Annotated in this window: 19 protein-coding genes; 10 read left to right on the top strand and 9 right to left on the bottom strand. The window is 70.2% G+C overall.

Features of this window, described 5'->3' with window-relative positions; genetic code table 11:
- Positions 1-23 precede the first annotated feature (23 nt).
- Positions 24-1028, top strand: coding sequence for a LysR family transcriptional regulator ArgP (locus AC3WLB_RS17360; RefSeq protein ID WP_492508098.1), 1005 nt, complete (start codon positions 24-26; stop codon positions 1026-1028).
- 12 nt (positions 1029-1040) lie between these two features.
- On the opposite strand, the gene AC3WLB_RS17355 is transcribed toward AC3WLB_RS17360, so the two are convergent.
- The 6 genes from AC3WLB_RS17355 to AC3WLB_RS17330 form a co-directional block, all read right to left on the bottom strand.
- Positions 1041-3845 (bottom strand): molybdopterin-dependent oxidoreductase, encoded by a 2805-nt coding sequence (locus AC3WLB_RS17355; protein ID WP_492508096.1) that lies wholly within the window; start codon positions 3843-3845, stop codon positions 1041-1043.
- On the bottom strand, positions 3842-4684 hold the full coding sequence (locus AC3WLB_RS17350; protein WP_492508094.1) for an FAD binding domain-containing protein: 843 nt from the start codon (positions 4682-4684) through the stop codon (positions 3842-3844). Before AC3WLB_RS17350 ends, AC3WLB_RS17355 begins: the two co-directional genes overlap by 4 nt.
- 150 nt (positions 4685-4834) lie before the next feature.
- Positions 4835-5338: a molybdenum cofactor biosynthesis protein MoaE gene (locus AC3WLB_RS17345; protein WP_492508092.1), complete on the bottom strand. Its 504-nt coding sequence runs from the start codon at positions 5336-5338 to the stop codon at positions 4835-4837.
- Positions 5322-5837 carry a MogA/MoaB family molybdenum cofactor biosynthesis protein gene (locus tag AC3WLB_RS17340; protein ID WP_492508090.1) on the bottom strand — a complete coding sequence of 172 codons (516 nt, stop codon included), beginning with the start codon at positions 5835-5837 and terminating at the stop codon, positions 5322-5324. The genes AC3WLB_RS17345 and AC3WLB_RS17340 overlap by 17 nt, the downstream gene beginning before the upstream one ends.
- Positions 5834-6313 carry a cyclic pyranopterin monophosphate synthase MoaC gene (gene moaC / locus AC3WLB_RS17335; RefSeq protein WP_492508088.1) on the bottom strand — a complete coding sequence of 160 codons (480 nt, stop codon included), beginning with the start codon at positions 6311-6313 and terminating at the stop codon, positions 5834-5836. Before moaC ends, AC3WLB_RS17340 begins: the two co-directional genes overlap by 4 nt.
- The gene (locus AC3WLB_RS17330) at positions 6306-7601 is read right to left on the bottom strand and encodes a molybdopterin molybdotransferase MoeA (RefSeq protein ID WP_492508086.1); all 1296 of its coding nucleotides are present in this window, start codon (positions 7599-7601) and stop codon (positions 6306-6308) included. Before AC3WLB_RS17330 ends, moaC begins: the two co-directional genes overlap by 8 nt.
- A gap of 51 nt (positions 7602-7652) precedes the next feature.
- Between AC3WLB_RS17330 and moaA the strand changes: the two genes are divergently transcribed.
- Both moaA and AC3WLB_RS17320 read left to right on the top strand, forming a co-directional pair.
- Positions 7653-8765: a GTP 3',8-cyclase MoaA gene (gene moaA / locus AC3WLB_RS17325; RefSeq protein WP_492508084.1), complete on the top strand. Its 1113-nt coding sequence runs from the start codon at positions 7653-7655 to the stop codon at positions 8763-8765.
- Positions 8766-9020 carry a MoaD/ThiS family protein gene (locus tag AC3WLB_RS17320; RefSeq protein ID WP_492508082.1) on the top strand — a complete coding sequence of 85 codons (255 nt, stop codon included), beginning with the start codon at positions 8766-8768 and terminating at the stop codon, positions 9018-9020. It abuts the gene before it with no gap.
- Between the two features lie 35 nt (positions 9021-9055).
- Here AC3WLB_RS17320 and AC3WLB_RS17315 read toward each other — a convergent pair whose 3' ends face one another.
- Complete coding sequence (locus AC3WLB_RS17315) at positions 9056-10297, bottom strand: ThiF family adenylyltransferase (RefSeq protein WP_492508080.1); 1242 nt, start codon at positions 10295-10297, stop codon at positions 9056-9058.
- 111 nt (positions 10298-10408) lie between these two features.
- Here AC3WLB_RS17315 and AC3WLB_RS17310 point away from each other — a divergent pair, with 111 nt between their 5' ends.
- Together AC3WLB_RS17310 and smc are read left to right on the top strand one after the other, a co-directional pair.
- Complete coding sequence (locus AC3WLB_RS17310; protein ID WP_492508078.1) at positions 10409-10765, top strand: VOC family protein; 357 nt, start codon at positions 10409-10411, stop codon at positions 10763-10765.
- Positions 10766-10870: 105 nt separating this feature from the next.
- Positions 10871-14593 carry a chromosome segregation protein SMC gene (gene smc / locus AC3WLB_RS17305; RefSeq protein WP_492508076.1) on the top strand — a complete coding sequence of 1241 codons (3723 nt, stop codon included), beginning with the start codon at positions 10871-10873 and terminating at the stop codon, positions 14591-14593.
- 97 nt (positions 14594-14690) lie between these two features.
- Here the strand turns inward: smc and gnd are convergent, their stop codons facing one another.
- Positions 14691-16148, bottom strand: a complete 1458-nt coding sequence (gene gnd / locus AC3WLB_RS17300) for an NADP-dependent phosphogluconate dehydrogenase (RefSeq protein WP_492508074.1) — start codon at positions 16146-16148, stop codon at positions 14691-14693.
- Between the two features lie 209 nt (positions 16149-16357).
- Between gnd and AC3WLB_RS17295 the strand changes: the two genes are divergently transcribed.
- Together AC3WLB_RS17295 and pth are read left to right on the top strand one after the other, a co-directional pair.
- Positions 16358-16981, top strand: coding sequence for a 50S ribosomal protein L25/general stress protein Ctc (locus AC3WLB_RS17295; protein WP_492508072.1), 624 nt, complete (start codon positions 16358-16360; stop codon positions 16979-16981).
- Between the two features lie 34 nt (positions 16982-17015).
- Positions 17016-17606, top strand: coding sequence for an aminoacyl-tRNA hydrolase (gene pth / locus AC3WLB_RS17290; RefSeq protein WP_492508070.1), 591 nt, complete (start codon positions 17016-17018; stop codon positions 17604-17606).
- A 20-nt stretch (positions 17607-17626) separates the two neighbouring features.
- Here the strand turns inward: pth and AC3WLB_RS17285 are convergent, their stop codons facing one another.
- The gene (locus AC3WLB_RS17285) at positions 17627-18232 is read right to left on the bottom strand and encodes a hypothetical protein (RefSeq protein ID WP_492508068.1); all 606 of its coding nucleotides are present in this window, start codon (positions 18230-18232) and stop codon (positions 17627-17629) included.
- A 78-nt stretch (positions 18233-18310) separates the two neighbouring features.
- Between AC3WLB_RS17285 and mfd the strand changes: the two genes are divergently transcribed.
- The 3 genes from mfd to hisS all read left to right on the top strand — a co-directional run bounded on the left by mfd (position 18311) and on the right by hisS (position 24059).
- The gene (mfd, locus tag AC3WLB_RS17280; RefSeq protein ID WP_492508066.1) at positions 18311-21946 is read left to right on the top strand and encodes a transcription-repair coupling factor; all 3636 of its coding nucleotides are present in this window, start codon (positions 18311-18313) and stop codon (positions 21944-21946) included.
- Positions 21947-21955: 9 nt separating this feature from the next.
- A complete protein-coding gene (locus AC3WLB_RS17275; RefSeq protein WP_492508064.1) occupies positions 21956-22618 on the top strand; it encodes a nucleoside triphosphate pyrophosphohydrolase in 663 nt (220 codons plus the stop codon).
- Positions 22619-22772: 154 nt separating this feature from the next.
- On the top strand, positions 22773-24059 hold the full coding sequence (hisS, locus tag AC3WLB_RS17270) for a histidine--tRNA ligase (RefSeq protein ID WP_492508062.1): 1287 nt from the start codon (positions 22773-22775) through the stop codon (positions 24057-24059).
- The last annotated feature ends 38 nt before the right edge of the window (positions 24060-24097 follow it).

The following is a 24097-nucleotide window of genomic DNA, read 5'->3' as shown; positions in this document are numbered from 1 at the left end:
GTGCGCCATTAGCATTGCTGTTCATGGATCTCGAGTTGGGCCATCTCGCCGCGTTGAGCGCGGCGGTGCGCGAGGGCACGTTCGACGCGGCTGCCCGGGCGCTCAACATCACGCCCTCGGCCGTCAGTCAGCGCATCAAAGCGCTCGAGACGACGGTCGGCCGGGTGCTCCTGCAGCGGAGCAAGCCGGTGCGGGCGACGGAGTCGGGCACGGCGATCCTGTTGCTGGCGCGGCAGATCGAAGTGTTGGCCGACGATGCGGTTCGCGGCCTCGGCTCCGGGGCAGCCGCGGATGGCCAGTCGGGCGCGGTCGCCGGATGGGAAAGCACGCAGCCCATCCGTATGCCGATCGCTGTGAACGCCGATTCGCTCGCGACGTGGATTCTGCCGGCCCTCGCGCCGCTGGCGGCAGAGATGGTGTTCGAGTTCCATCGGGAGGATCAGGCGCACACCACGACGTTGCTGCGAGAGGGAACTGTGATGGCCGCGATCACCGCCGTTGCGGAGCCGGTGCAGGGCTGCTCGTCACGGCGCCTCGGCACCATGCGGTATCGCCCGATGGCCAGTCCCGGATTCGCGGCCCGCTGGTTCGGCGGCGGCGTCACACCCGAGGCCCTCGCCGCTGCGCCGGTCGTCGTCTTCGATCGCCGCGACGATCTGCAGGACGAGTACCTCCGCACCCGGACCTCGGGGCAGCACAGTCCGCCTCGCCACTTCGTGCCGGCGTCAGGCGACTTCGTCGAGGCGGTGCGGCTGGGTTTCGGCTGGGGCATGGTGCCCGACCTGCAGAGCGCTCCGGATGCTCCCGCCGCAGACCGTGCTCCGGCGGCAGTCGGTCCTACCGCGCCGGGCCGCGCTTCCGCGCCGAGCCGTGCTCCGGCGGCCGACCCTGTTCCCGCTCTCGTCGAGCTCGACCCGGAGGGCGCCATCGACGTGCCCCTGTACTGGCAGCAGTGGCAGCTGCACACGCCGTCGCTCGAGCGACTGGCCGCCGTCGTCGCGGAGGCCGCCCGGCGCACCCTGCGCTGACCCTGCGGGCACTCAGCCCTTCAGCATCCTCCAGACTCGATCTCGCGAGATCGGAAGCTCGTGCGGGCGCACGCCGGTCGCGCGCCGAACCGCATTCGCCAGCGCAGCCGCAACCGGGTTGTAGGGCGCTTCGCTCATCGACTTGGCACCGAACGGACCCACCTCGTCGTCCGTCTCGGCGAAGTAGACCTCGGTCTCGGGCACGTCGGCCAGTTGCGGCAGGTGATAGCTCCGGAAGACCTGGGTCGTCACGCGCCCCTGGTCGAGGATCATCTCCTCGTACAGCGCAGAACCGATGGCCTGGGCCACTCCACCTTCGATCTGCCCCCGCAACTGCTGCGGGTTCATCACGAAACCGGGATCGGCGGTCTGCACCGACTGCAGGATGCGCACCTCACCCGTCTCCGAGTTCACGGCGACCCGGAAGCCGTGCACGTTGAAGGCGAGCGACCGGCGCGACCCGTCTTCGGAGCCGTCGGCCGAGACGCTTCCGCCGCCGGCCGCCGCGATCTCCGCCAGTGTGATCAGCCGCTCACCGACGCGCACACCGTCGGGCCCGAGCTCGCTCGGCTCGGCGGGGGTATCGACTCCGGCGAGTTCGGTGGCGATGCGGAGCAGCTCGGCCTTCAGCGCAAGCGAGGCCGCGTGCACGGCTTTGCCCGCCACGACGATTCCCGCCGAACCGAACGCGCCCGTGTCATACCGCGCCGCATCCGTGTCGGATTGCCGCAGTCGCACCCGGTCGACGCCCGTGCCCAGCACGCTCGACGCGATCTGCGTGTGCACGGTGCTCGTCCCGTTGCCGAATTCGGAGGTGCCGACGCCGATCAGGTACCCGCCATCCGCCTCCAGCGTCACCCGGGCCTGCGAGAAGTGCCCGCGCGGCGGCAGCGTCGCGATCATGGTCGACGCCATCCCCTCACCGACCGACCACTCCTCGCCCGACGGCGGCAGTACGCCGTTGCCGCGGGCGAGGGCCTCCTGGGTGAGATCGAGGCACTGGTCGAGGCCGTAGCTGCCGAACACCAGATCACCGCCCTCGACGTGCGACGCGACCAGTGGCTCGCCCGGTCGGACGGCGTTGATCCGGCGCAGGTCGAACGGATCGATGCCGAGCTCATGGGCCAGTTCGTCCATCGCCGACTCGATGCCGAACACCACCTGACCGAGGCCGTAACCGCGGAAGGCACCCGACGGGATGTTGTTCGTGTAGACGACCTCCGCGTCGACCTTCTTGTTCGGCGCGGTGTAGATGCTCACCGTCTCACCGACGCTGTGGAACATGACCCCGGGACCGTGATTGCCGTAGGCCCCCGTATCGCTCAGCACATCGACCGCGATCGCGGTGAGCTTGCCGTCGCTCGTCGCGCCGAGTTCGACCGACACGCGCATCGGGTGCCGGCAGGGTGCCAGGGTGAACTCGTCGGTGCGGGTGAACTCGAACTGCACCGGCAGCCCGGTCTTCAGCACGGCGAGCGTCACCACGTCTTCGGTGAGGATCTCCTGCTTGCCGCCGAACCCACCGCCCACCCGGGCCGTGAAGACGCGAACCCGGTCGGCGTCGAGACCGAAGATGTGACTGATCTCGTCGCGCACCAGGAACGGCACCTGCGAACTGGTGCGGAGCACGAGACGGCCGTCGTCGTCGATCCAGCCGATCGAGCCGTGGGTCTCGAGCGCGGCGTGGGAGACCCGATGGGTCTGCCAGGTGCCCGACACCCGCACGTCGGCCGTGCGCAGTCCCGCTTCGACCGACCCGATCTCGGTGTGCACCGAGGCGATCACATTGCGCTCCGGCTCGGCCACTCTCGACTCGGCGGGCGACTTGTCGGCATGCAGGAGCGGCGCGCCCGGCCGGCGGGCCTCTGCGGGATCGAAGACCGCGGGCAGCAGCTCGTACTCCACGTCGATCAGCCGGCATGCTTCCTCGGCGATCGCGATGGAATCGGCGACGACGGCGGCGACGCGCTGGCCACGGAACCGGACCACGGTATCGAACACCCGGGTGTCGTCGGGATCGTCGGTGCGGAACTCGTGCCGAGCCGTGGAGTAGAGGGTCTCCGGCGAATCGGCCGCCGTGAGCACCGCGTGCACGCCGGGCAGGGCCTCTGCGGCACTCGTGTCCATCGACACCACGCGAGCGTGCGCGTGCGGGCTCTGCAGCAGCTTGAGGTGCCGGACACCCGGCACCGCCACGTCGAGCGTGTAAGGCTCGCGCCCGGTGACGATGCGCCGGCCCGCCGGGGCGCCGACCGACGTGCCGACGGTGAGTGGAGCCGCGCCCGTTGCCGCCGAGTCCGCGCGCGGCGCCGTGTCCGCTCGCGTCGCCGTGTCCGCTCGCGCCGCCGTGTCCGCGCGCCCGGTGCGCCGCACCTGGCCCGACCCGCCGCAGACGCCCTGCCGGATCGATTCCTCGATGGCGCGGTACCCGGTGCAGCGGCAGAGGTTGCCCTTCAGCAGGCGCGGCAGGTCGTCGAGCTGCTCGGGCTTCAGGGTGCTCGCCGTCACCACCATGCCGGCGGTGCAGAACCCGCACTGGAAACCCGCATTGTCGACGAAGCTCTGCTGAACGGCGCTCAGGTCGTCGGGATCGCCGAGCCCTGCCACCGTCGTGACCACCGAGTTCTCGGCGCGATAGGCCGGATAGATGCACGAGTGCACGGGTGTGCCGTCGACGATGACCGAGCAGGCGCCGCAGTCACCCGAGTCACACCCCTTCTTCACGGCGAAATGACCCTGATCCCGGATGAAGGTGCGGAGGCACTGGCCGGGCGCCGGCTCCGCATCGAGCTGTTCACCGTTCATGACGAACTTCATCGCACGACCTCCGCAGTGCTCGCCGCGGCGGACGGAGCAGTCAGCTCCGCGAGGATCTCCTCCGCGAGCAGGCCCGACACCGATCGGCGCCAGTCGGCCGCCCCGTGCGGGTCGGTGAACCAGGTCGTGATGGCGTCGACGTCGGCTCGAAGGCGCCTGGCGTCCGGGGCCTCCGGATAACGCAGCTGTTCGGGATGCACGGTCGCACCCGACACGGTGAGGGTGAACGCGCCGTCTCGGTCGAGGCGCCCGATGATGACCGCCCCCGAGCGGCCGAGCGGAGACAGGGCGATCTTGCGGTAGGCCGTGCGCGCTTCGAGGGAGGTGAGCGGCACCTCCAGCGTCCGCAGGATGTCGCCGCTGCCCAGCATGTTGGTGCCGTTCCCGGTCACGAACGAGGCGACGGGAACACGTTCGTCACTGCCGTCGGCTCGCCACACGACGGCGACGGCATCGAGCGAGGAGAACAGTGACGTCATCGGCCCGGCCGGCAGCGAGGCGCAGATGTTGCCGCCGACCGTGGCCACGTTCCACACCTTGAACGACCCGAGCAAGGCCGTGCAGCACTGGAAGAAGAGCGGATGCGCGGGCCAGCCCTGATCATCCGGCATCGCCGCGAGCTCGGCGAAAGTGCAGGTCGAGGCGATCTCGAGGCCTGCCGGTGTCACGGTGATGGCCGGCCACTCGAACGCCATCAGATCGACCAGTGCCGCCAGATGGTCCTGGGGTTCCGAGAACAGCCAGGAGCCGCCCGCCAGGGGTGCGGCTGTCGAGCCGAGCGCGGCGAGGTCGTCGCGCGTGCGGGCCGGCAGGATGGCCGTGATGGTGTTCAGATCCACGTGCTGTGCTCCGTTCGAATGTGCTGCTGCATCATTAGTAGACCTCAGCCATGTGTCGGGAGTGTAACGGGGCTCGTTCTGGGGGTAATTCCTCCGAGAGCTCCGGATGTGCAGAACAGGTCGCCAAGCGCCCCGGCCGCGCCGGCGCGATCAGCCGATCGACGCGACCCACTCGGTGGTTCCGTCGTCGAAGGCCTGTTCCTTCCAGATCGGAACCCGCGCCTTCACCTCGTCGACGAGGTCGGCGCACGCCGCGAACGCCTCGGCACGATGCGCTGACGACACCGCGCAGGCGAGCGCGACATCGCCGATGCCGAGCTGGCCCACGCGGTGTGCCACGGCCAGCACCACAGCAGAATGCGAGCGGGCGACGTCGACGGCCACCGCCTCGATCACCTCGGCCGCGCTCGGATGCGCGGTGTAGGCGAGCGCGGTCACTCCGCGCCCCTCGTCGTGGTCGCGCACGACCCCGGCGAACGTCACCACCGCTCCGGCCGAGGCGGCTTCGACCGCGGCGGCGCACTCCTCCACCGTGATGGGGGTGTCGTCGACCCGCGCGAATCGCACGCGATCGCCCACCGCCGCGTCGTCCGCCGGTCGGCCCTGGGGCCCGGCGTCCGGCGCCGAGCCGCCGATGTCAGTCGTGTCTGGCATGGTCGCCCCCATGGATCTGATCGAGGACATGGTCGAGCACCCCCGCCAGCACGGCGAGTCCGTCGCGCACCCCACCGCTCGAACCCGGGAGGTTCACGATGAGCGTGCGCCCCGCCACCCCGGCGAGCCCCCGGGAGAGCACGGCGTGGGGCGTCTTCGTGGCGCCCACCCGCCGGATCTCCTCGCCGATCCCGGGAATCTCCAACTCGATGACCGCCCGGGTCTGCTCAGGAGTGCGATCGGTGGGGGAGACGCCGGTCCCCCCGGTCGTGACGACGAGGTCCACCCCGGCCTGCACCGCGCCTCTCAGCGCCGCGCCGACCGGCTCGCCGTCCGCCACCACCGAGATCGCAGCGTCCCACTGCCGTGCCTGCAGCCAGTCGCGGATGATCGGGCCCGTCGTGTCGTCGTACACACCCGTCGAGGCGCGATTCGACGCCACCACGACCCGGGCGACGCGAGCCACCGCTTCGGGCAGGTGCCCGTCGAGGGCGGTCATGTCCTGCTCCAGTCGCCGCTCGCGCCCCCCGACTTCGAGAGCACCTCGATGTCGGTGACGGTCGCCGAACGATCGACCGCCTTGATCATGTCGTACACGGTGAGCGCGGCCACCGACGCGGCCGTGAGGGCCTCCATCTCGACGCCGGTGACGCCGGTCGTGGTCACCGAGGTGACGATGCGGATGCTGGAGTCGTCATGGGTGAAATCCACGGTGACCCCCGAGATCGGCAAGGGGTGGCACAGCGGGATCAGCGCCGACGTCTGCTTGGCGGCCAGGATGCCCGCCACCCGGGCCACGGCGAGGGGCTCACCCTTCGGCAACTCGCCGGCCACGAGCAGGTCGATCACGTCGGGTCGCGTCCGCAGCACCGCTTGGGCGCTCGCCACGCGCTTGGTCACGGCTTTGCCCGAGACGTCGACCATGCGGGCCGATCCGTCGGGTGCGACATGGGTGAGTTCGGAGCCCTCAGCCATCGATCCTCCAATAGTCGAGTTCGTCGCCGGCCGCCACCGAGTTCACGCCCACGGGGACGTGCACGAGCACGGTCGACTCGGCGTACGAATGCAGCAGGTGGCTCGACGGGCCACCGACGAGTTCGAGCGCCCCGTCGGCTCGCACGCGCCCGCGCCGCAGTTGATGGCTGCCGGCCGGCGACTCGAAGGAGTGGGCGGCCGGCCCGCGGCGCAGCTCTCGCACGGCCGGGTCGACACCGAGCACGGTAAGGAGCGCCGGCCGCAGGAACGCCTCGAACGACACCAAGGCGCTGACCGGGTTGCCCGGCAGGCACACGATCGGCAGCGAGCCCGTTGCGGCACCCTCGCGGTGATCGGCGACGACCGGAAGCGCTACCCGCCCGAACCCTTGCGGGCCGCCGGGTTGCATGGCGACCTTCTCGAAGCGCACACCGCGGGTCGTGAAGGCGTCGCGCACGACCTCGCGCGCGCCGGCGCTGACGCCGCCGACCGTGACCACCAGGTCGACGGCGGAATGCGCGGCGACGATCGCGATGAGGTCGGCAGCATCGTCGGAGCGGCACGGCACCGCCGTGACGACGCAGCCGATGCTCTGCAACGCCGCGGTCAGGGCGACGGTGTTGGAGTCGAAGATCTGGCCCGGCTGCAGTTCCGATCCGGCATCACGGATCTCGTGCCCGGTCGCCACGAGCAGCACCCGCGGCCGTCGCCGCACCTGCACCGTGGTGGCGCCCGTGCCGGCGATGACGCCCCACTGGGCGGGCCCGAGTCGCGTTCCCGACCGGAGCAGCAGATCGCCTCGCGTCACGTCGGAGCCCGCTGTCCGGACGAAGGTGCCCGCCTCGACCGGCCGCACGAAGCTCACGGTTCCGGAGTCGCTCCCCTGCGCCGGGAAAGCGGGCGGGTCGGCGTGCTCGACCGGCACGATCGCATCCGCTCCCACCGGAACCGGAGCTCCCGTCATGACGGGAGTGGCCGTGCCCGGCGCGTGCCGTGCGCCCGGGTCTCCCGCGGCGACGCGGGCGACGACCGGAAGGGTGACCGGTGAGCCGGCCGATGCCGCCGTCAGGTCGGCCGACAGCACGGCGAAGCCGTCCATCTGGGAGTTGTCGAACGCGGGCAGGCTCGACGGCGCGAGCAGGTCGACGGCGAGCACACGGTGGAGGTACCGCTCCGGATGCGCGGTCATACCCTCGCCCGAGACGGCCAGTGACTCGGCCTCGAGCGCCTCCGCGATGGGGGAGACGAGGGCCGTCACGTCACGGCGATGCTCCTCGATCGTGCGCATCGTCCTAGTCTGCACCATGCTCATCCAGCCGGCGGCGCGTAGGCTCTCACCATGAGCGTCGTCCTGGGCATGCCGACCCCCCGCCGCACGGGTGCGTCCGCCGCCCGCGGCGCGACCCCCGTGCCGCTGCCGAGCGACCGGCCGGTCGCATCCGCGCTCATCGACCGTTTCGGGCGGGAGGCGACCGATCTGCGCATCTCGCTGACCGACCGGTGCAACCTCCGGTGCACCTATTGCATGCCCGCGGAAGGTCTCCCCTTCCTCGCACCACCGGCCCTGATGTCACTCGATGAGATCACGCGTCTGGCACGGATCGCGGTCACCGAGTTCGGCGTGCGGCAGGTGCGCTTCACGGGGGGCGAGCCCCTGCTTCGCAAAGACCTCGTCGAGATCATCCGTTCGGTGGCCTCGCTCGACCCGCGCCCCGAGATCTCCCTCACCACCAACGCGATCGGCTTGAGCAGCCGCGCCGAGGCGCTCGCCGAGGCGGGCCTGGACCGCATCAACGTGTCGCTCGATTCGATCCACCCCGAGACGTTCGCCGAGATCACCCGGCGGCCGTTCCTCGACCGGGTGCTGGCGGGCATCGACGCCGTGCGGGCGGCGGGCCTCCGCTCCACCAAGATCAACGCCGTGCTCATGCCCGGCATCAACGATCACCAGGGCGTCGAGCTGCTCGAATGGGCGCTCGCCGGCGGTCATCAGCTGCGCTTCATCGAGCAGATGCCGCTCGACGCCGACCACAGCTGGGCGCGCGAGTCGATGATCACGGCGGCCGAGATCCGGGAGCGCCTGGCCGAGCGCTACCTGCTCACCCCGGACGACGCACCACGCGACGGAGCGCCCGCCGAACTGTTCCAGGTGCGCGAGCGATCGGCCGGCAGCGACGGCCCGGTACTCGGGCTCGTCGGCATCATCGCGTCGGTGAGCGAACCGTTCTGCGCCGATTGCCGTCGCACGCGCCTGACCGCCGAGGGCGCCGTGCGCAGCTGCCTGTTCTCGCACACCGAGACCGACCTCCTCGGCCCGCTCCGGGCGGGGGCCGACGACGACGAGCTCGCCGACCTCTGGCGCGGTGCCATGTGGGCGAAGCCCTCCGGTCACCGGATGAACGAGGTCGGGTTCGCGCAGCCGGACCGCCCGATGAGTGCGATCGGCGGCTAGGTGAGCGTGCACATCCGGTACTTCGCCGCGGCGAAGGCGATTCTCGGCGTCTCCGAGGAGCAGCGCGCGGCCGCGGGGCAGACGATCGGCGAGCTGATGACCGAGCTCGCGACCAACGCGCCCGACGCCTCCGCGGCGGGCACCGTGCTCGACCGGTGCTCGTTCCTCGTGAACACCCGCGCCACGACCGATCGCTCGGTGCTGCTGCGCGATGGCGACCAGCTCGACGTGCTCCCGCCCTTCGCGGGCGGCTAGCGGCCGAGCGGCGCCTCGGTCACCGGGGCTGCGGCTCAGTACCGGGGCTTGCCCGGCTCGATGTCGCGCACCCAGGCGTCGATGCCGCCGCGCACGAACACGACGTCCTCCCAGCCGTTCTCGCGGAGCGCCGCGGCGGCCCGCTGCGACCGCGCGTCGTGGTGGCAATGCACGATCACCTTCTCCTGCGGCGGCAGGATCTCGCGCGCCGCATCCGTGAGGATCTGCCCGAGCGGCACGAGCTCGGCGCCGTCGATCGACACCAGGGCGTGTTCGTGGGGCTCGCGCACGTCGACGAGCACGAAGTCGGCCTCGCCCCGCTCGCGCGCTGCGAGCAGCTCCTGCAGCTCGGCGGGCGAGACCGAATCGAGCGGTGCGGGCGGGGTGGGGGAGACGGATGCGTCGGTCACGGCGTGCCTTTCGAAGAGCTTGGTCGCGGGGCCGGTTGCGCCCGCTCCCTGGTTGGTAACGCTGTAGGGCTCGCCGATATTCGCGGCACGAGCGCGCGGTGCGGCGTGGCCGAACGGCACCTCCCGCCATGAGGCGTCGAGCGCGTCGTGCACGAGCAGCCGGCCGAGGAGGGGCACTCCGTAGCCTCCGATGAGCTTCACCGTCTCGGTGGCCATCACGGCCCCGACAGCAGCGCACACCGGTCCGAGCACCCCCGCGACGGAGCAGGACTCGGCCGGGTCGGCATCCGGCTGCTCGGGGTAGAGGTCGTCGAGCGTGCGGTCGAGTCCGTCGGGCGCGGTCGCCCAGAAGACGGTGACCTGACCGTCGAAGCGCAGCACGGAGCCCCAGACCAGCGGCTTGCCGACGAGAGCGCAGGCCGCGTCGACGACGTACTGAACCTCGAAATTGTCGGTGCCGTCGATGACCACGTCGTACTCGGAGACGAGCTCGAGCACGTTCGAGGTGGTGACCTCACCGTCGTGCTCGATGACCTCCACGAGCGGATTGAGCGCGCGCACCGCGGCGGCGGCGGAGGCCGTCTTGCGCTCCCCGACGCGAGCGACCGTGTGGATGGTCTGCCGCTGCAGATTCGACACCTCGACCGTGTCGGAGTCGGCGATGCCGATCACGCCCACGCCGGCGGCCGCGAGGTACTGCAGCACCGGCGATCCGAGACCGCCGGCACCGAGCACGAGCACGCGCGCGTCCTTCAGCCGGCGCTGCCCCTCGAGCCCGACATGGGGGAGCGAGATCTGGCGGGCATACCGCACGAGCTCCTCACGGGTGAGGTCGGGGCCGGGCGAGACCAGCGGTTTCAGCGCCATCGGGGTTTCCTTTCGCAACCTCTCCAGCGTACGGCTGTGGAGAAGCGGTCCGGCGCGCCGACTTCTTCACACCCCTTTCCGGGGGCGGCGCTGACGCCTACCGTGGTCGGCATGACACTCACCTGGACCCAGATCGTGATCGACTCCGAGAATCCGCACACGCTCGCCCACTGGTGGAGCGATGTGCTCGGCTGGCCGGTCATCTATGAAGAAGACGGTGAAGACGAGGTGGAGGTGGCGCCGCACGCCGACGCGCAGCCCACGCTGCTGTTCGTGCCGGTGCCCGAGCGGAAGTCGTTGAAGAACCGCCTGCACCTCGACTTCCGGCCGGATGACCAGGCCGCCGAGGTCGAACGGATGCTCGCCGCAGGAGCCACCCGGGTCCACGTCGGCCAGGGCGACGACGTCACCTGGGTGGTGCTCGCCGACCCGGAGGGCAACGAGTTCTGCATCCTGCGGGCCCGATGAGGCCGTTCTTCGCCGCCATTCCGCGCCGTCATTGCGCGGTAACGCCCTCGGCGTTCGATACCGTAGTGCACACCGGAGACGCGAGAGCAGGATGAGAGGCGGCGCGTGTACCTGAAGAGCTTGACCCTCAAGGGATTCAAGTCCTTCGCCAACCCCACCACCTTCGCCTTCGAGACCGGTGTGACCTGTGTCGTCGGCCCGAACGGGTCCGGCAAGAGCAATGTCGTCGACGCGCTGGCCTGGGTGATGGGTGAGCAGGGGGCGAAGACCCTCCGCGGCGGCAAGATGGAAGACGTCATCTTCGCCGGCACGAGCACCAAAGGCCCGCTGGGTCGCGCCGAGGTCACCCTCACCATCGACAACTCCGACGGTGCTCTGCCGATCGAGTACTCCGAGGTCACGATCAGCCGCACGTTGTTCCGCAACGGCGGCAGCGAGTACGCGATCAACGGGGACAGCTGTCGGCTGCTCGATGTGCAAGAGCTGCTCTCCGACTCCGGCCTCGGCCGCGAGATGCACGTGATCGTCGGCCAGGGCCAGCTGGATGCGGTGCTGCACGCGACTCCCGAGGGCCGGCGCGGCTTCATCGAGGAGGCGGCGGGCATCCTGAAACACCGTCGGCGCAAGGAGAAGACCCAGCGCAAGCTCGAGGCGATGCAGGCGAATCTCACCCGGTTGAGCGACCTGGCGGGCGAGATCCGCCGGCAGCTGAAGCCGTTGGGCCGCCAGGCCGAGATCGCCAAGGAGGCCCAGTCGATCGCGGCGATCGTGCGCGATGCGAAGGCCCGGCTGCTAGCCGACGAGATCGTGACCTTGCGCACCGCGCTGGATGCACACTCGCGCAGTGAGAGCGAGCGGCACACCGAGCGCATCGTGCTGCAGGAGCGGCTCGAACAGAACCAGCTGCGCATCAACCGCCTCGAACAGGCGCAGGTCGGCGATGCCGTCGATCTGGCCCGGCGAACCAGCTTCGGTCTCGAGTCGGTGCAGGAGCGACTGCGCAATCTGTACAACCTCGCCAACCAGCGGCTCGCTCTGCTGGGCAACGAGGAGAGCGTGCCCGACGCCGGCCCCAGCGTCACCCCCTCCATGGTCAGTGACTCGAAAGCGGAGGTGGTGCGCCTGCAGGGCGAGGTCGCCGCGGCGCAGGCGGCCTGGGAGGCTTCGCAGGCGGTGACGGTGAAGGCCCGTGGATCGCTCGATGCGCTCGACGAGCAGATCGCCTACCAGAGTTCCCTGGTGTCCAAGCACGACCTGGAGCTGTCCAAACTCACCGGCCAGCTCGAATCGGCGAACACCCGGCTCGCGACCGTGCGCGGCGAGGTGCTGCGCCAGCAGAACGCCCTCGACGCCGCGACGGCCCGACGCGAGACGGCTCAGGCCGATTTCGCCCTGGCCGAGGCCGAGGCCGCGGTAGGGGAGATCGACGAGACCGATCTCGACGAGGCGTACGAGTTCGCCCAGTCACAGGTGTTCGAGGCCGAGGCCGAGATCGAGCGCCTCCGGGAGGAACTGCACACGCACGAGCGCGAACGCGACGCGCTGGCGGCGCGCACGAGCGCCCTGACGATGGCGCTCGATCAGAAGGACGGCTCAGCCGAACTGGTCGCGGCACGTCTGGCCGGCATCCGCGGCCTCGTGGCGGAGCACGTCAAAGTGACGCCTGGCTACGAGGCGGCGATCGCCGCGGCGCTCGGCACCCTCGCCGACGCGGTGCTCGCCGACACCGTCGAAGCGGCGGTCGACGCCGCGACCGCCGCGGCCGAGGGGGACATGGGGCGGGTGGAACTCGTGATCGCCGACGCGCTTCCGGCCGGCGAGGCTGCGACCGGCCGGGATGCCGCCGGTGCGGGGGCCGCGGCGTTCGCCGGGGTCGACGGCATCGTCCCTGCGACCTCCGTGGTCGCCGCTCCCGGCGGTGTGCTGGGCGTGCTGCAGTCCATGGTCATCGCCGACGACCTCCCTACCGCCCGCCGGGCGTGGGGTGAGCTCGAGCCCGCCGCGGGAGCCGGATTGACCGTCGTGACCCGCAGTGGAGAGGTGCTGACGCGGTTCCTGCTGCGAGGCGGCTCCGGCGCCACGCGGTCGCGCATCGAATTGGTGGCCGAACGGGATTCGGCGGCGATCGCCCTCGACGAGGAGAACTCGACCATCGAGCGTGCTCGGTTCGCCCTGGCCGAGCAGCGCGGCATTGCCCAGGTCGCCAAGGAGCAGTCGCAGGCGGCGCTCACCGCGTTGCGCGAGTACGACGCGAAGCTCGCCGCCCGCACCGAGAAACTCGGTCGGCTCAAGGCCCAGGTCGACGCGGGCACCGGCGAGCTCGAGCGTCTGCAGAAGGCGCTTCAGCTCGCCCAGGACGCCGTCGGCCAGGCCGAGCAGGCCGCCGAGAAGGCCCGTGGTGAGCTCGAGACGGTGCGTGAACGCCCGCGGCCCATCCTCGACGTGAGTTCGCGCGACGGCCTGCTGGCCGAACTCGAGGCCGCGCGCGACCGGGAGGTCGAGGCGCGCCTCGGGGTCGAGACAGCCCGGGAACGGGTGCGCGCCGAGCAGGCCCGCACCGGTGCGCTCGAGAAGCAACTCGAAGCCGACCGGGCGGCGGCCGAAGCGGCGGCGCGGCGCGCGGTCATCCGTCGCCGGCAGATCGAGGCGGCGACCGACGTGGTCGAATCCCTGCCGCCGGTGCTGGAGTCGATCGACCGTTCCGTCAGCGAAGCCCGGGTTCAGCTCGCCCGACGTGAGGCCGAGCGGGCCGAGCAGAACGAGGAACTGGTGGCGCTCCGCCGGGACGAGGCGGCGCTCCGCGAACGGCTGCAGGCGATCACCGAGAACGTGCACGGCCTCGAACTGCAGATCTACGAGAAGAAGCTGCACCTGTCGAGCCTGCTCGAGCGCGCGGGATCGGAGCTGGGCCTCGTGGAGGACGTGCTGGTGGCCGAGTACGGTCCCGATCAGCTCATCCCCGACGACAGCGCGGTGGCGATCATCGACACCAGTCCGTCGGCCGTGGCGGCCGCCAGTGCCGAGGCGGCGCAGGCCGCGGCCACGGACGCGGACACCGATGCCGACACCGATGACGCCCGCGACCCCGATCCCGACGCCGGCTTCGACGAGAGCAGCGTCCGCGCATCCGCCGACGCCCTTCCCGCCCCGACCGGACGCCCGTTCGTGCGCTCCGAGCAGCAGACGCGCCTCGCGAAGGCGGAGCGCAAGCTCGCCGAGCTCGGTCGCGTGAACCCCCTCGCGCTCGAGGAGTTCGATGCCCTGGAGCAGCGTCACAAATTCCTCACCGAGCAGCTCACCGACCTCACGAACACCCGAAAAGATCTGCTGACGATCATCGAGGAGATCGACGACCGCATGCAGACCATCTTCGAGAGCGCCTTCGCCGACACGAAGGAGGCGTTCGCGCAGGTCTTCCCGGTGCTGTTCCCGGGCGGAACGGGTTCGATCCACCTCACCGATCCGCAGAACATGCTGACGACGGGCATCGAGGTGTCGGTGAAGCCGGCGGGCAAGAAGATCGAGCGGCTGTCCCTGCTCTCCGGCGGCGAGCGGTCACTGGCGGCGGTCGCGCTCCTGATCGCCATCTTCAAGGCGCGCCCCAGCCCGTTCTACATCATGGACGAGGTGGAGGCCGCGCTCGACGACGCGAACCTCGGCCGCCTGCTCACCATCTTTGAAGATCTGCGCCAGACCTCCCAGCTCATCGTCATCACCCACCAGAAGCGCACCATGGAGATCGCGGATGCGCTCTACGGCGTCTCGATGCGCCAGGACGGCGTCTCGGCTGTCGTGGGCCAGCGCGTGAAAGTCGACGAGCCCGCCTGACGCGAACGACTCGTCGCGAACCGGGCGGAATTCGGCGTGGCATCCCGGTTGCGACGAGTCGTTCGGCGCTCAGTGTGCGCGGCTCAGCGCACGCGGCTCAGTGCGTGCTGGGCTCGGTCGCGATCTCGGTGCGGTCGCCCGACCACAGGGTGTGGAACACGCCCTCCTCGTCGACGCGCTTGTAGGTGTGGGCACCGAAGAAGTCGCGCTGGCCCTGCACGAGCGCGGCGGGCAGCCGCTTCGAGGCGAGGGAGTCGTAGTACGACAGCGCCGACCCGAACCCGGGCACCGGCACACCGGAGAGCGCGGCGGTCGACACCACGCGGCGCCACGCCTCTTCGCCCGACGCGACGGCCGAGGCGAAGTACGGGTCCTCGAGGAGCGACGTGATGTTCGGGTTGTTCTCGTACGCCTCGACGATGCGGTTGAGGAACTGGGCGCGGATGATGCAGCCCGCCCGCCAGATCTTCGCCACGGCGCCCTTGTCGATCTCCCACCCGTACTGCTTCGCTCCGGCGATGATCTCGTCAAAGCCCTGCGCGTACGCCACCACCTTCGATGCGTACAGCGCGGCGCGGATGTCGTCGGCGAAGGAGTCCACGTCCACCTCCACCACGTCCGGCCGCGAGGTGATGGTGGCCTGCACCGCGGCGCGCTGCTCGGGGTGCGAGGAGACCGAGCGGGCGAACACGGCCTCGGCGATGCCACCGACGGGGGTGCCGAGGTCGAGGGCGTTCTGCACAGTCCAGGCACCGGTGCCCTTGGCGCCGGCCTGGTCGAGCACGATGTCGACGAACGGCTTGCCGGTCTTCGCGTCGATTTGCTTCAGCACCTCCGCGGTGATCTCGATCAGGTACGACTCGAGGTCGCCCGAGTTCCAGGCGGTGAAGACCTCGGCCAGCTCGGCGGGCGTGCGCTTCGTGATGGTGCGCAGCAGGTCGTACGCCTCGGCGATCAGCTGCATGTCGGCGTACTCGATGCCGTTGTGCACCATCTTCACGAAGTGCCCGGCGCCGTCGGTGCCGATGTGCGTGACACAGGGCTCGCCTTCGGCGACCGCGGCGATCGACGAGAGGATCGGGCCGAGCGTCTTGTACGCCTCGGCCGTTCCGCCGGGCATGATCGAGGGGCCGTTCAGCGCGCCCTCCTCGCCGCCCGAGATCCCGGTGCCGACGAAGTGGATGCCCGTGGCCGAGACGTCCTTCTCCCGGCGGATGGTGTCGTGGAAGTTCGCGTTGCCGCCGTCGACGATGATGTCGCCCGGCTCGAAGCGTTCGGCGAGCTCGGAGATGACCGCGTCCGTGCCGGCTCCGGCCTGCACCATGATGATCGCGGTGCGCGGCTTCGCGAGCGACGCCACGAAGTCGTCGATCGACTCCGACGCCACGAACCCCGCCTCCGGATGCTCGGCCATGAGTTTGCGGGTGCGCTCCGGCGAGCGGTTGAAGATCGCCACGGTGTTGCCCTCACGGCTGGCGAGGTTACGGGCCAGGTTCGACCCCATCACCGCCATCCCGACGACTCCGATGTTGGCGGTTCCAGCAGGCGTTGACATGGCGATGCTCCTCAGACGTTGGGGTGTCTCCAGCGTAGTAGAGCGGATGCGCTAGGCTAGGCCACTGAACTTCGGCGAGGGATGCACGCCCCAGTGCGCGCATCCGTTATCGACGCGGTGGATTTGGCTCAGCACAGTCTTTCCTCTCGCTTCATGCGGTCGAGTTGAACACATCGAGTGCGGGCCAACTGCCCGCGAAGGAGCACATCATGGCAGAAGACACCCGCGTCTCCGCGGAAACCCGTACCACCTTCGGCAAGGGCGCGGCTCGCCGCATCCGTGCCGCCGGCAAGATCCCCGCGGTCATCTACGGTCACGGCACCGACCCGCAGCACGTCACCCTCCCCGGCCACCAGGTCGCCCTCATCCTCCGCAAGGCCAACGCCGTGCTGGAGCTCGACATCGAGGGCAAGGAGCAGCTCGCGCTGGTCAAGGACGTGCAGAAGGACCCGGTACTGCAGATCATCGAGCACATCGACCTCATCGTGGTGCGCCGCGGCGAGAAGGTGCAGGTCGAGGTTCCGATCCACCTCGAGGGCGAGTCGTTCTCGGGCACCATCGCCACGCAGGACACCGCGACCATCCTGGTCGAGGTCGAGGCCACCCACATCCCCGAGCGCCTCGTGGTGTCGATCGAGGGTCTCGAAGAGGGCACCCTCATCCACGCGAAGGACGTCGAGCTGCCGCGCGGCGCCGTGCTGCTGAGCGACGAGGAGCTCGTGGTCGTCGGTATCACCGTTCCGGCTGCGGTCGAGAGCGAAGAGAACGCCGCCGCTGCCGAGGGTGAGTCGGCCGGCGCCGAGGCCGAGGCCACCGACGAGAGCGCCGAGTAGCGCTCACCCCCCTCGATCCCGTGAATTCGATCTCGTGAATTCGGATCTCTGGCTCGTGGTCGGGCTCGGTAACCCCGGGCCCGGCTACGCCGCCAACCGCCACAACGTCGGGCAGATGGTGCTCGACGAGCTGGCCGGCCGGATGCGCGCGACCTTCAAGTCGCACAAGGCCAACGCGGTCGTCGCCGAAGGCCGAATCGTGCCCGGCGGCCCGCGCTACGTGCTCGCCAAGGCGAATACGTACATGAACGTGTCCGGCGGCCCGGTCAACGGGTTGCTGAAGTTCTACGGCATCGCTCCCGACCACCTGATCGTGGTGCATGACGAGCTCGACATCCCGTTCGACAGCCTGAAGCTCAAGGCGGGCGGTGGCCACGGCGGCCACAACGGTCTGCGCGACATCATCGCCGCGTCCGGCAGCTCCGACTTCATCCGCGTGCGCGTCGGTATCGGCCGCCCGCCCGGGCGGCAGCAGGCCGCCGACTTCGTGCTGCAGAACTTCTCGACGACGGAACGGCAGACGCTGCCGAATCTCATCGTCGACGCGGCGGATGCGGTCGAACTGATCGCCTCGGAGGGCCTCACCGCCGCTCAGCTGAAGGTGCATACGGCGCCGTCGGCCTGAGGGCCGGAGCTGTCCGCGACTCAGCGCTGGAGCAGCTCCGGGACGGTGGTGAAGACCACCGTGTAGAAGGTGATCACGCAGACGATCGGCGTCAGCACGCTCACCACGATCGCCAGCACCCCGAAGGCGCGTCCGCGCCGCGTGGCGGTGGCGACGATGCCCTGGATCAAAGCCCACAGCCCGAGCAGCGTGCCGAGGCCGAGCACCGCGAACATCGCGAAACTGACGCCGGCGAACGAGCTGAGCTCGTCGGCCGGGATGTCGGAGACGTCGAAGGTGCCGTCGGTCGAGTAGCGCAGCAGGGGAGCGAAGCCCTGGGCAACGAACGCGCTCGCGATCGGCGCGCCGACGAGCAGCACCAGCCCCACCACGAACGCGATGACGCCCACGGTCGTGGGCCGCGAAGCCTCGGCGACGGGCCCAGGAAACCCGTAACCGCCGGCGCCGTAGCCGAGTGGGCTCTGATATCCGGTGTACGGATGCGGTGCCGCGGAAGGCGGTGCGGGCGGCCCGGTGGGCGCGGCAGACGGTGCGGCCGTCGCGGGAGCGGAGGTGGGTGCGTATTCCCCGTAGCGCGGTCGCGGCGGCGTGGGGTCGGTGTGGTCGTCGGGTGGCGTCGTGGTCACGGTGTCCTCGTGCGTCGTGGTGCAGTGGCACGACTCTACTCGCCGCGCCCGCGTCGCGGCGGCGCGTAAACTAGCACGGTGCTGTCTGGCTTGATCGATGCGCTTTCGCGCGCCTCCACGTTCGAACGAGCCTTGGCCGAGGCCGGGCGCAACGCCGACTTCTCGTTGCCGGAGGGCCTCCGTGCGCCGCTCCTGGCGGCGCTGCTCGACCGTCGCGTCGAGCGCGAGCTGCCGGGCGCCCTCCTGGTGGTCACGGCCACCGGCCGTGAGTCGGAGAAGCTCCGCGAGTCGCTCGCGAGCTTCCTCCCCGGCGCGCAGATCGTGGAGTTCCCGGCTTGGGAGACGCTGCCGCACGAGCGGCTCAGCCCGAGCGCCGAGATCGTCGGCAAGCGCATCGACGCGTTGCGGCGCCTGGAGGAGTGGCAGCGGGCGACGGCGGCGGCCGAGGCCGACCCTGCGGCGAACCCGGCACCCGCGCCGATCGTGGTGGTCGCATCCGTGCGGGCCGCGCTGCAGCCGATAGCGTCGAACCTCACCGAGCTCGACCCGATCGAGCTCACCCGGGGCGCCCGCGGCTTCGACCTCTCCGCGCTCAGCCTGCGGCTGGTCGAGCTCGCCTACTCGCGCGTCGACATGGTGACGCGGCGCGGCGAGTACGCGGTGCGCGGCGGCATCCTCGACGTCTTCCCGCCCGTCGCCGAGCATCCGTTCCGCGTCGACTTCTTCGGCGACGAGGTCGACGAGATCCGCGCCTTCTCGGTGGCCGACCAGCGGTCGCTGCCGGATGCGGTCGACCGGGTCACGCTGCCGCCGAGCCGCGAGCTCCTGCTGAGCGACGCGGTGCGGCAGCGCGCCCGGGAGATGCAGCACGAGTTCCCGAGCCTTTCGGGCATGCTCGAGAAGATCTCCGCGGGCATCCCGGTGGAGGGCATGGAGTCGCTGGCGCCCGCCCTCGTCGACCGCCTGGTCACGGTCGCCCACTACCTGCCGGCCGGCGCCGCCATCGCCGTCGTGTCTCCCGAACGGGTCGCCACCCGCGCGGTGAACCTCTCCGAGACGAACCGCGAATTCCTCGCCGCCGCCTGGACGGCGGCGACCGCCGGTGCCGAGGCGCCCATCGACCTCGCCTCGGGGGAGTTCATCACCCTCAACCAGCTGCGCGAGGCCGCGGGGGTCGACCGGGCCTGGTGGACGCTGAGCGAATTCCAGCAGGGGCCGGCCGAAGACGAGGTGCTGCCCGAGCATCGCGAACTCGAGGAGCACCTCACCATCCGGGTGGCGGCGGATGCGGTGCCGAGCTTCTCGGGCAATGCCGACGGCGCCATCGAACACGTCGCGCGCCGGCTCGGTGAGGACTGGACGGTGGTGGTCGTCGCCCAGGGCCAGGGCCTGGTGGAGCGCGCCGCCGACGTGCTGGCCGAACGTGAGCTGCCCGCCCGCATCGCCGACGACTACCCGGCCGACGCCGAGCCGCACATGGCCTACCTCGTGCAGAGCTGCGTCGAGCACGGCTTCGAACTGCCCGAACTCAAGCTCGCGGTCATCGGCGAGACCGAGTTCTACGGCCGCACCGCGGGCTACGACACCCGCCAGGTGAAGAAGCTCGCGAGCCGCCGCAAGAACGTGGTCGACCCGCTGCAGCTGAAGGCGGGCGACTTCGTCGTGCATCAGACCCACGGCATCGGCAAGTTCCTCGAGCTCACCCAGCGCGAGGTGTCGAGCGGTGGGCGCAACGCCGTGAAGACCACCCGTGAGTATCTCGTGATCGAGTACGCGCCCTCCAAACGCGGCTACCCGGGCGACAAGCTCTACGTGCCCACCGACCAGCTCGACCTGCTCTCGCGCTACGTCGGCGGCGAGGCCCCCGCGCTCAGCAAGATGGGCGGCAGCGACTGGGCGGCGGCGAAGGGCAAGGCGCGGAAGGCCGTGCGCGACATCGCGGTGGAGCTGGTCAAGCTCTACTCGGCGCGGATGGCCTCGAAGGGCTACGCGTTCGGGCCCGACACGCCCTGGCAGCACGAGCTCGAGGAGGCGTTCCCGTTCCAGGAGACGCCCGACCAGCTCACCGTGATCGACGAGGTGAAGGCCGACATGGAGCGGCCCATCCCGATGGACCGGCTGCTCTCGGGCGACGTCGGTTTCGGCAAGACCGAGATCGCCATCCGGGCGGCGTTCAAGGCGGTGCAGGACGGCAAGCAGGTGGCGGTGCTCGTGCCCACCACGCTGCTCGTGCGCCAGCACTTCGAGACCTTCCAGGAGCGCTTCGCCGGGTTCCCGGTGCATCTCAAGGCGCTCAGCCGCTTTCAGACCGAGAAGGAGTCGCGCGAGACCATCAAGGGGCTCGCCGACGGAACGGTGGATGTGGTCATCGCCACCCACCGCATCCTCGCCGACAACATCGCCTTCAAAGACCTCGGTCTCCTCATCATCGACGAGGAGCAGCGCTTCGGCGTCGAGCACAAGGATGCGCTGAAGAAGCTGAAGACGAACGTCGACATCCTGGCGATGAGCGCCACCCCCATCCCGCGCACGCTCGAGATGGCGGTGACGGGCATCCGTGAGATGTCGACGCTGGCGACCCCGCCGGAGGACCGGCATCCCATCCTCACCTTCGTCGGGCCGTACTCCGACAAGCAGGTCGCGGCGGCGATCCGGCGCGAGTTGCTGCGCGAGGGTCAGGTGTTCTTCGTGCACAACCGGGTGTCGTCGATCAACCGGGTCGCCGCGCAGATCGCCGAGCTGGTGCCGGAGGCGCGAGTGGCGGTGGCGCACGGGCAGATGAACGAGCACGTGCTCGAACAGGTGATCGTCGACTTCTGGGAGCGCAAGTTCGACGTGCTGGTGTCGACCACCATCATCGAGACCGGCATCGACATCGCCAACGCGAACACGCTCATCGTCGACCGGGCCGACAAGTACGGTCTGTCGCAGTTGCACCAGCTGCGCGGCCGGGTGGGTCGTGGGCGGGAGCGGGCCTATGCGTACCTGCTCTTCGACGAGAACAAGCCGCTCTCCGAGACGGCCAACGACCGGCTGTCGACCCTCGCCGCCAACAACGAGCTCGGGTCGGGCATGCAGGTGGCGCTGAAAGACCTCGAGATCCGCGGGGCGGGCAACCTGCTCGGCGGCGAGCAGGCGGGGCACATCGCGGGGGTCGGTTTCGATCTCTACCTGCGGATGATCGGCGAAGCGGTCTCGACGTTCCGGGGCGATGTGGCCGAGGGCCAGACCGAGCTGCGCCTCGAGCTGCCGGTGGATGCGCACATCCCCGAGGACTACGTCGACAGCGAGCGGCTGCGGCTGGAGGCGTATCAGAAGCTCTCGACGGCCTCGGCGCCCACCGCATCCGACGACTCCATCGATCGGGTGATCGAGGAGCTCACCGATCGCTACGGCCAACCGCCGGCCGAGGTCACGAACCTCATCGCCGTGTCGCGGCTGCGGCGGCGAGCGCAGAAGGCGAACCTCAGCGAACTGGTGACGATGGGGTCGAACCTGCGGATCGCGCCCGCGGAGCTGCCGGACAGCATCCAGGTGCGGCTGCAGCGCATGTACCCGGGGTCGAAGTACTTCGCGCAGACGCACGCGGTCTCGGTGCCGATGCCCGTGGTCGACGGGAAGCCGTTGCCCGATGCCGAGCTCATCGACTGGGCGGCGGCGCTCCTCGACGCGATCTTCCCGCTCGCGAAGGTGCCGGTGCCCGAGGCGAATTAGGCTGCTGGCATGCCTGAGATCCCGGATGCCCGCACCAAGCTCGATCAGCTCGTCGCGGTCACCGCGATGCTGCGGGCGCCGGGCGGATGCCCGTGGGATGCCGATCAGACGCACGAGTCGCTCGTGCAGTACCTCGTGGAGGAGACGCACGAGCTCATCGAGGCGATCGAGTCCGGCGATCGCGAGGAGATGATCGAGGAACTCGGCGACGTGCTGTACCAAGTCATCTTCCATGCCGACATCGCGGCGCACACGCCGGGGGAGGAGTTCGACCTCGACGACGTGGCGGAGCACATGACCCAGAAGATGGTGGGTCGCCATCCGCACGTCTTCGGCGATCTCAAGCTCTCGTCGGCCGACGACGTGGTGGCCGCCTGGGACGACTTCAAGGCGGCCGAGAAGCCGGCGCGCACGAGTGTGCTCGACGGCATCCCGCTCGGCATGCCGTCGCTGGCGCTCGCCGACAAGCTCCTCGGCCGGGCGGCGAAGGTGGGCGTGGTCGTCCCGGGGGCGGCGATTCCGGTCGAGACCGAGGCCGAGCTCGGCACCCTCCTGCTCGAGCTCGTCGCGACCGCGAAGTCCCGCGGCCTCGACGCCGAGCGCGCTCTGCGCGGCACCCTCCGAGCCCTCCGTGCCGACATCGCCGCCGCCGAGTCCACCTCCGCCGTTTGACATCCCCACGGCGAGAACGACGGAGTCGGACGCGGGATACGGCGACAGAGTCCGTCGTTTCCGCCATCGGGTCCGTTAGTCCGTCGTTACGGTGCGTGAAGCTTCGGTGCAATGGGCGGGCTGGGCGACCTGCGCGAGTCGGTAATCTGGAGGGATGGCTGCACCCGTCACTCCGCCGCGCGGCATGCGCGACTTCCTGCCCGCCGAGAAAGCCCGACGGGAGCGCGCCCTCGGCGTGATCCGGGCGAGCTACGCGGCGCACGGGTTCGATGAGATCGAGACCCCGGTGGTGGAGGACTTCGGGCGGCTGCACTCGGGTCTCGGCGGCGACAACGAGAAGCTCGCCTTCAACGTGATGAAGCGCGGGCTCGACGCCGAAGCGTTGCGGGCGGCGGCCGACGCCGACGAGCCCGACCTGCTCGCCGACCTCGGGCTGCGCTTCGACCTCACGGTCCCGCTCGCCCGCTTCTACGCCAGCCACCGCGCCGAGCTGCCCACCGTGTTCCGCGCCGTGCAGATCGCGCCGGTCTGGCGCGCCGAACGGCCGCAGAAGGGCCGGTACCGCCAGTTCGTGCAGTGCGACATCGACATCATCGGCGAGGCCGGCATCCTCGCCGAGATCGAATTGCTCACCGCAACACTGGCCACGCTCGACGCGCTCGGGCTCGAGGGCTGCAGCATCCGCATCAACGACCGGCGGCTGCTTATCGGGATGCTCGAGGCGTTCGGATTCGCGGCGGAAGAACACGCATCCGTTCTGATCACGATCGACAAGCTCGACAAGGTCGGGCCGGCCGGCGTGGTCGAGGAGTTGCGGGGGCGCGGCGCGACCGACACCGCGGTGGATGCCCTTGCCGCCTACCTCGACGGCGTCTCGACCGGAGCCGCCCTCGTCGAGGCCGAGGTCGCGGCGGCCCTTCCGGGCGGCGTTGCTCCGGATGCGATCGCCGACCTCGCCTCGATCGGCGACGCCCTGCGCGCTGCCGGTGTGGCCGGCACCCTCGTCTTCGACCCGTTCCTCGTGCGCGGCATGGGCTACTACACGGGCACGATCTTCGAGATCGAGCACCCGGACTTCTCGTTCTCGCTCGGGGGCGGCGGCCGCTACGACGGCATGATCGGGCGATTCCTCGGCGAAGAGGTGCCGGCCTGCGGCTTCTCGATCGGCTTTGAGCGCATCATCGACCTGATCGAGAGCCGCGACGCGGGCGATCGGTCGGTGGCGCTCATCCACGACAAGCGCGCGGAGCCGGCCCGGCTGCTCGCCATGAAGCGCCAGCTCGTCGAGCGCGGCTACCGCGTTCGCCTCGAACGCGAGACCAAGAACTCCGCCCACCTCCTGCAGCGTCTGCAGGACGCCGGCTTCACCGAGTACGCCTACCTGCGCCGCGAGCACGCGACCGCGGACGAGCTCGAGCTGAAGAGCTTCGCCCGCTCATAACGGCGCTGATTACGGCGTTCGTGACAGTTGCATAGCCG

It is taken from the genome of Herbiconiux sp. FW305-C-125 (assembly GCF_058783455.1).
This window is presented reverse-complemented; position numbering and strand designations above follow the sequence as displayed.

Excerpts from the sequence above, each read along its gene's own strand:
- AC3WLB_RS17295 (WP_492508072.1), top strand. The coding sequence starts at position 16,358 with ATGGCAGAAGACACCCGCGTCTCCGCGGAAACCCGTACCACCTTCGGC.
- AC3WLB_RS17310 (WP_492508078.1), top strand. The coding sequence starts at position 10,409 with ATGACACTCACCTGGACCCAGATCGTGATCGACTCCGAGAATCCGCAC.
- AC3WLB_RS17315 (WP_492508080.1), bottom strand. The coding sequence starts at position 10,297 with ATGGCGCTGAAACCGCTGGTCTCGCCCGGCCCCGACCTCACCCGTGAG.
- AC3WLB_RS17330 (WP_492508086.1), bottom strand. The coding sequence starts at position 7,601 with ATGCGCACGATCGAGGAGCATCGCCGTGACGTGACGGCCCTCGTCTCC.
- gnd (WP_492508074.1), bottom strand. The coding sequence starts at position 16,148 with ATGTCAACGCCTGCTGGAACCGCCAACATCGGAGTCGTCGGGATGGCG.
- AC3WLB_RS17275 (WP_492508064.1), top strand. The coding sequence starts at position 21,956 with ATGCCTGAGATCCCGGATGCCCGCACCAAGCTCGATCAGCTCGTCGCG.
- moaC (WP_492508088.1), bottom strand. The coding sequence starts at position 6,313 with ATGGCTGAGGGCTCCGAACTCACCCATGTCGCACCCGACGGATCGGCC.
- AC3WLB_RS17360 (WP_492508098.1), top strand. The coding sequence starts at position 24 with ATGGATCTCGAGTTGGGCCATCTCGCCGCGTTGAGCGCGGCGGTGCGC.
- AC3WLB_RS17355 (WP_492508096.1), bottom strand. The coding sequence starts at position 3,845 with ATGAAGTTCGTCATGAACGGTGAACAGCTCGATGCGGAGCCGGCGCCC.
- moaA (WP_492508084.1), top strand. The coding sequence starts at position 7,653 with ATGAGCGTCGTCCTGGGCATGCCGACCCCCCGCCGCACGGGTGCGTCC.
- AC3WLB_RS17345 (WP_492508092.1), bottom strand. The coding sequence starts at position 5,338 with ATGCCAGACACGACTGACATCGGCGGCTCGGCGCCGGACGCCGGGCCC.
- hisS (WP_492508062.1), top strand. The coding sequence starts at position 22,773 with ATGGCTGCACCCGTCACTCCGCCGCGCGGCATGCGCGACTTCCTGCCC.
- AC3WLB_RS17340 (WP_492508090.1), bottom strand. The coding sequence starts at position 5,837 with ATGACCGCCCTCGACGGGCACCTGCCCGAAGCGGTGGCTCGCGTCGCC.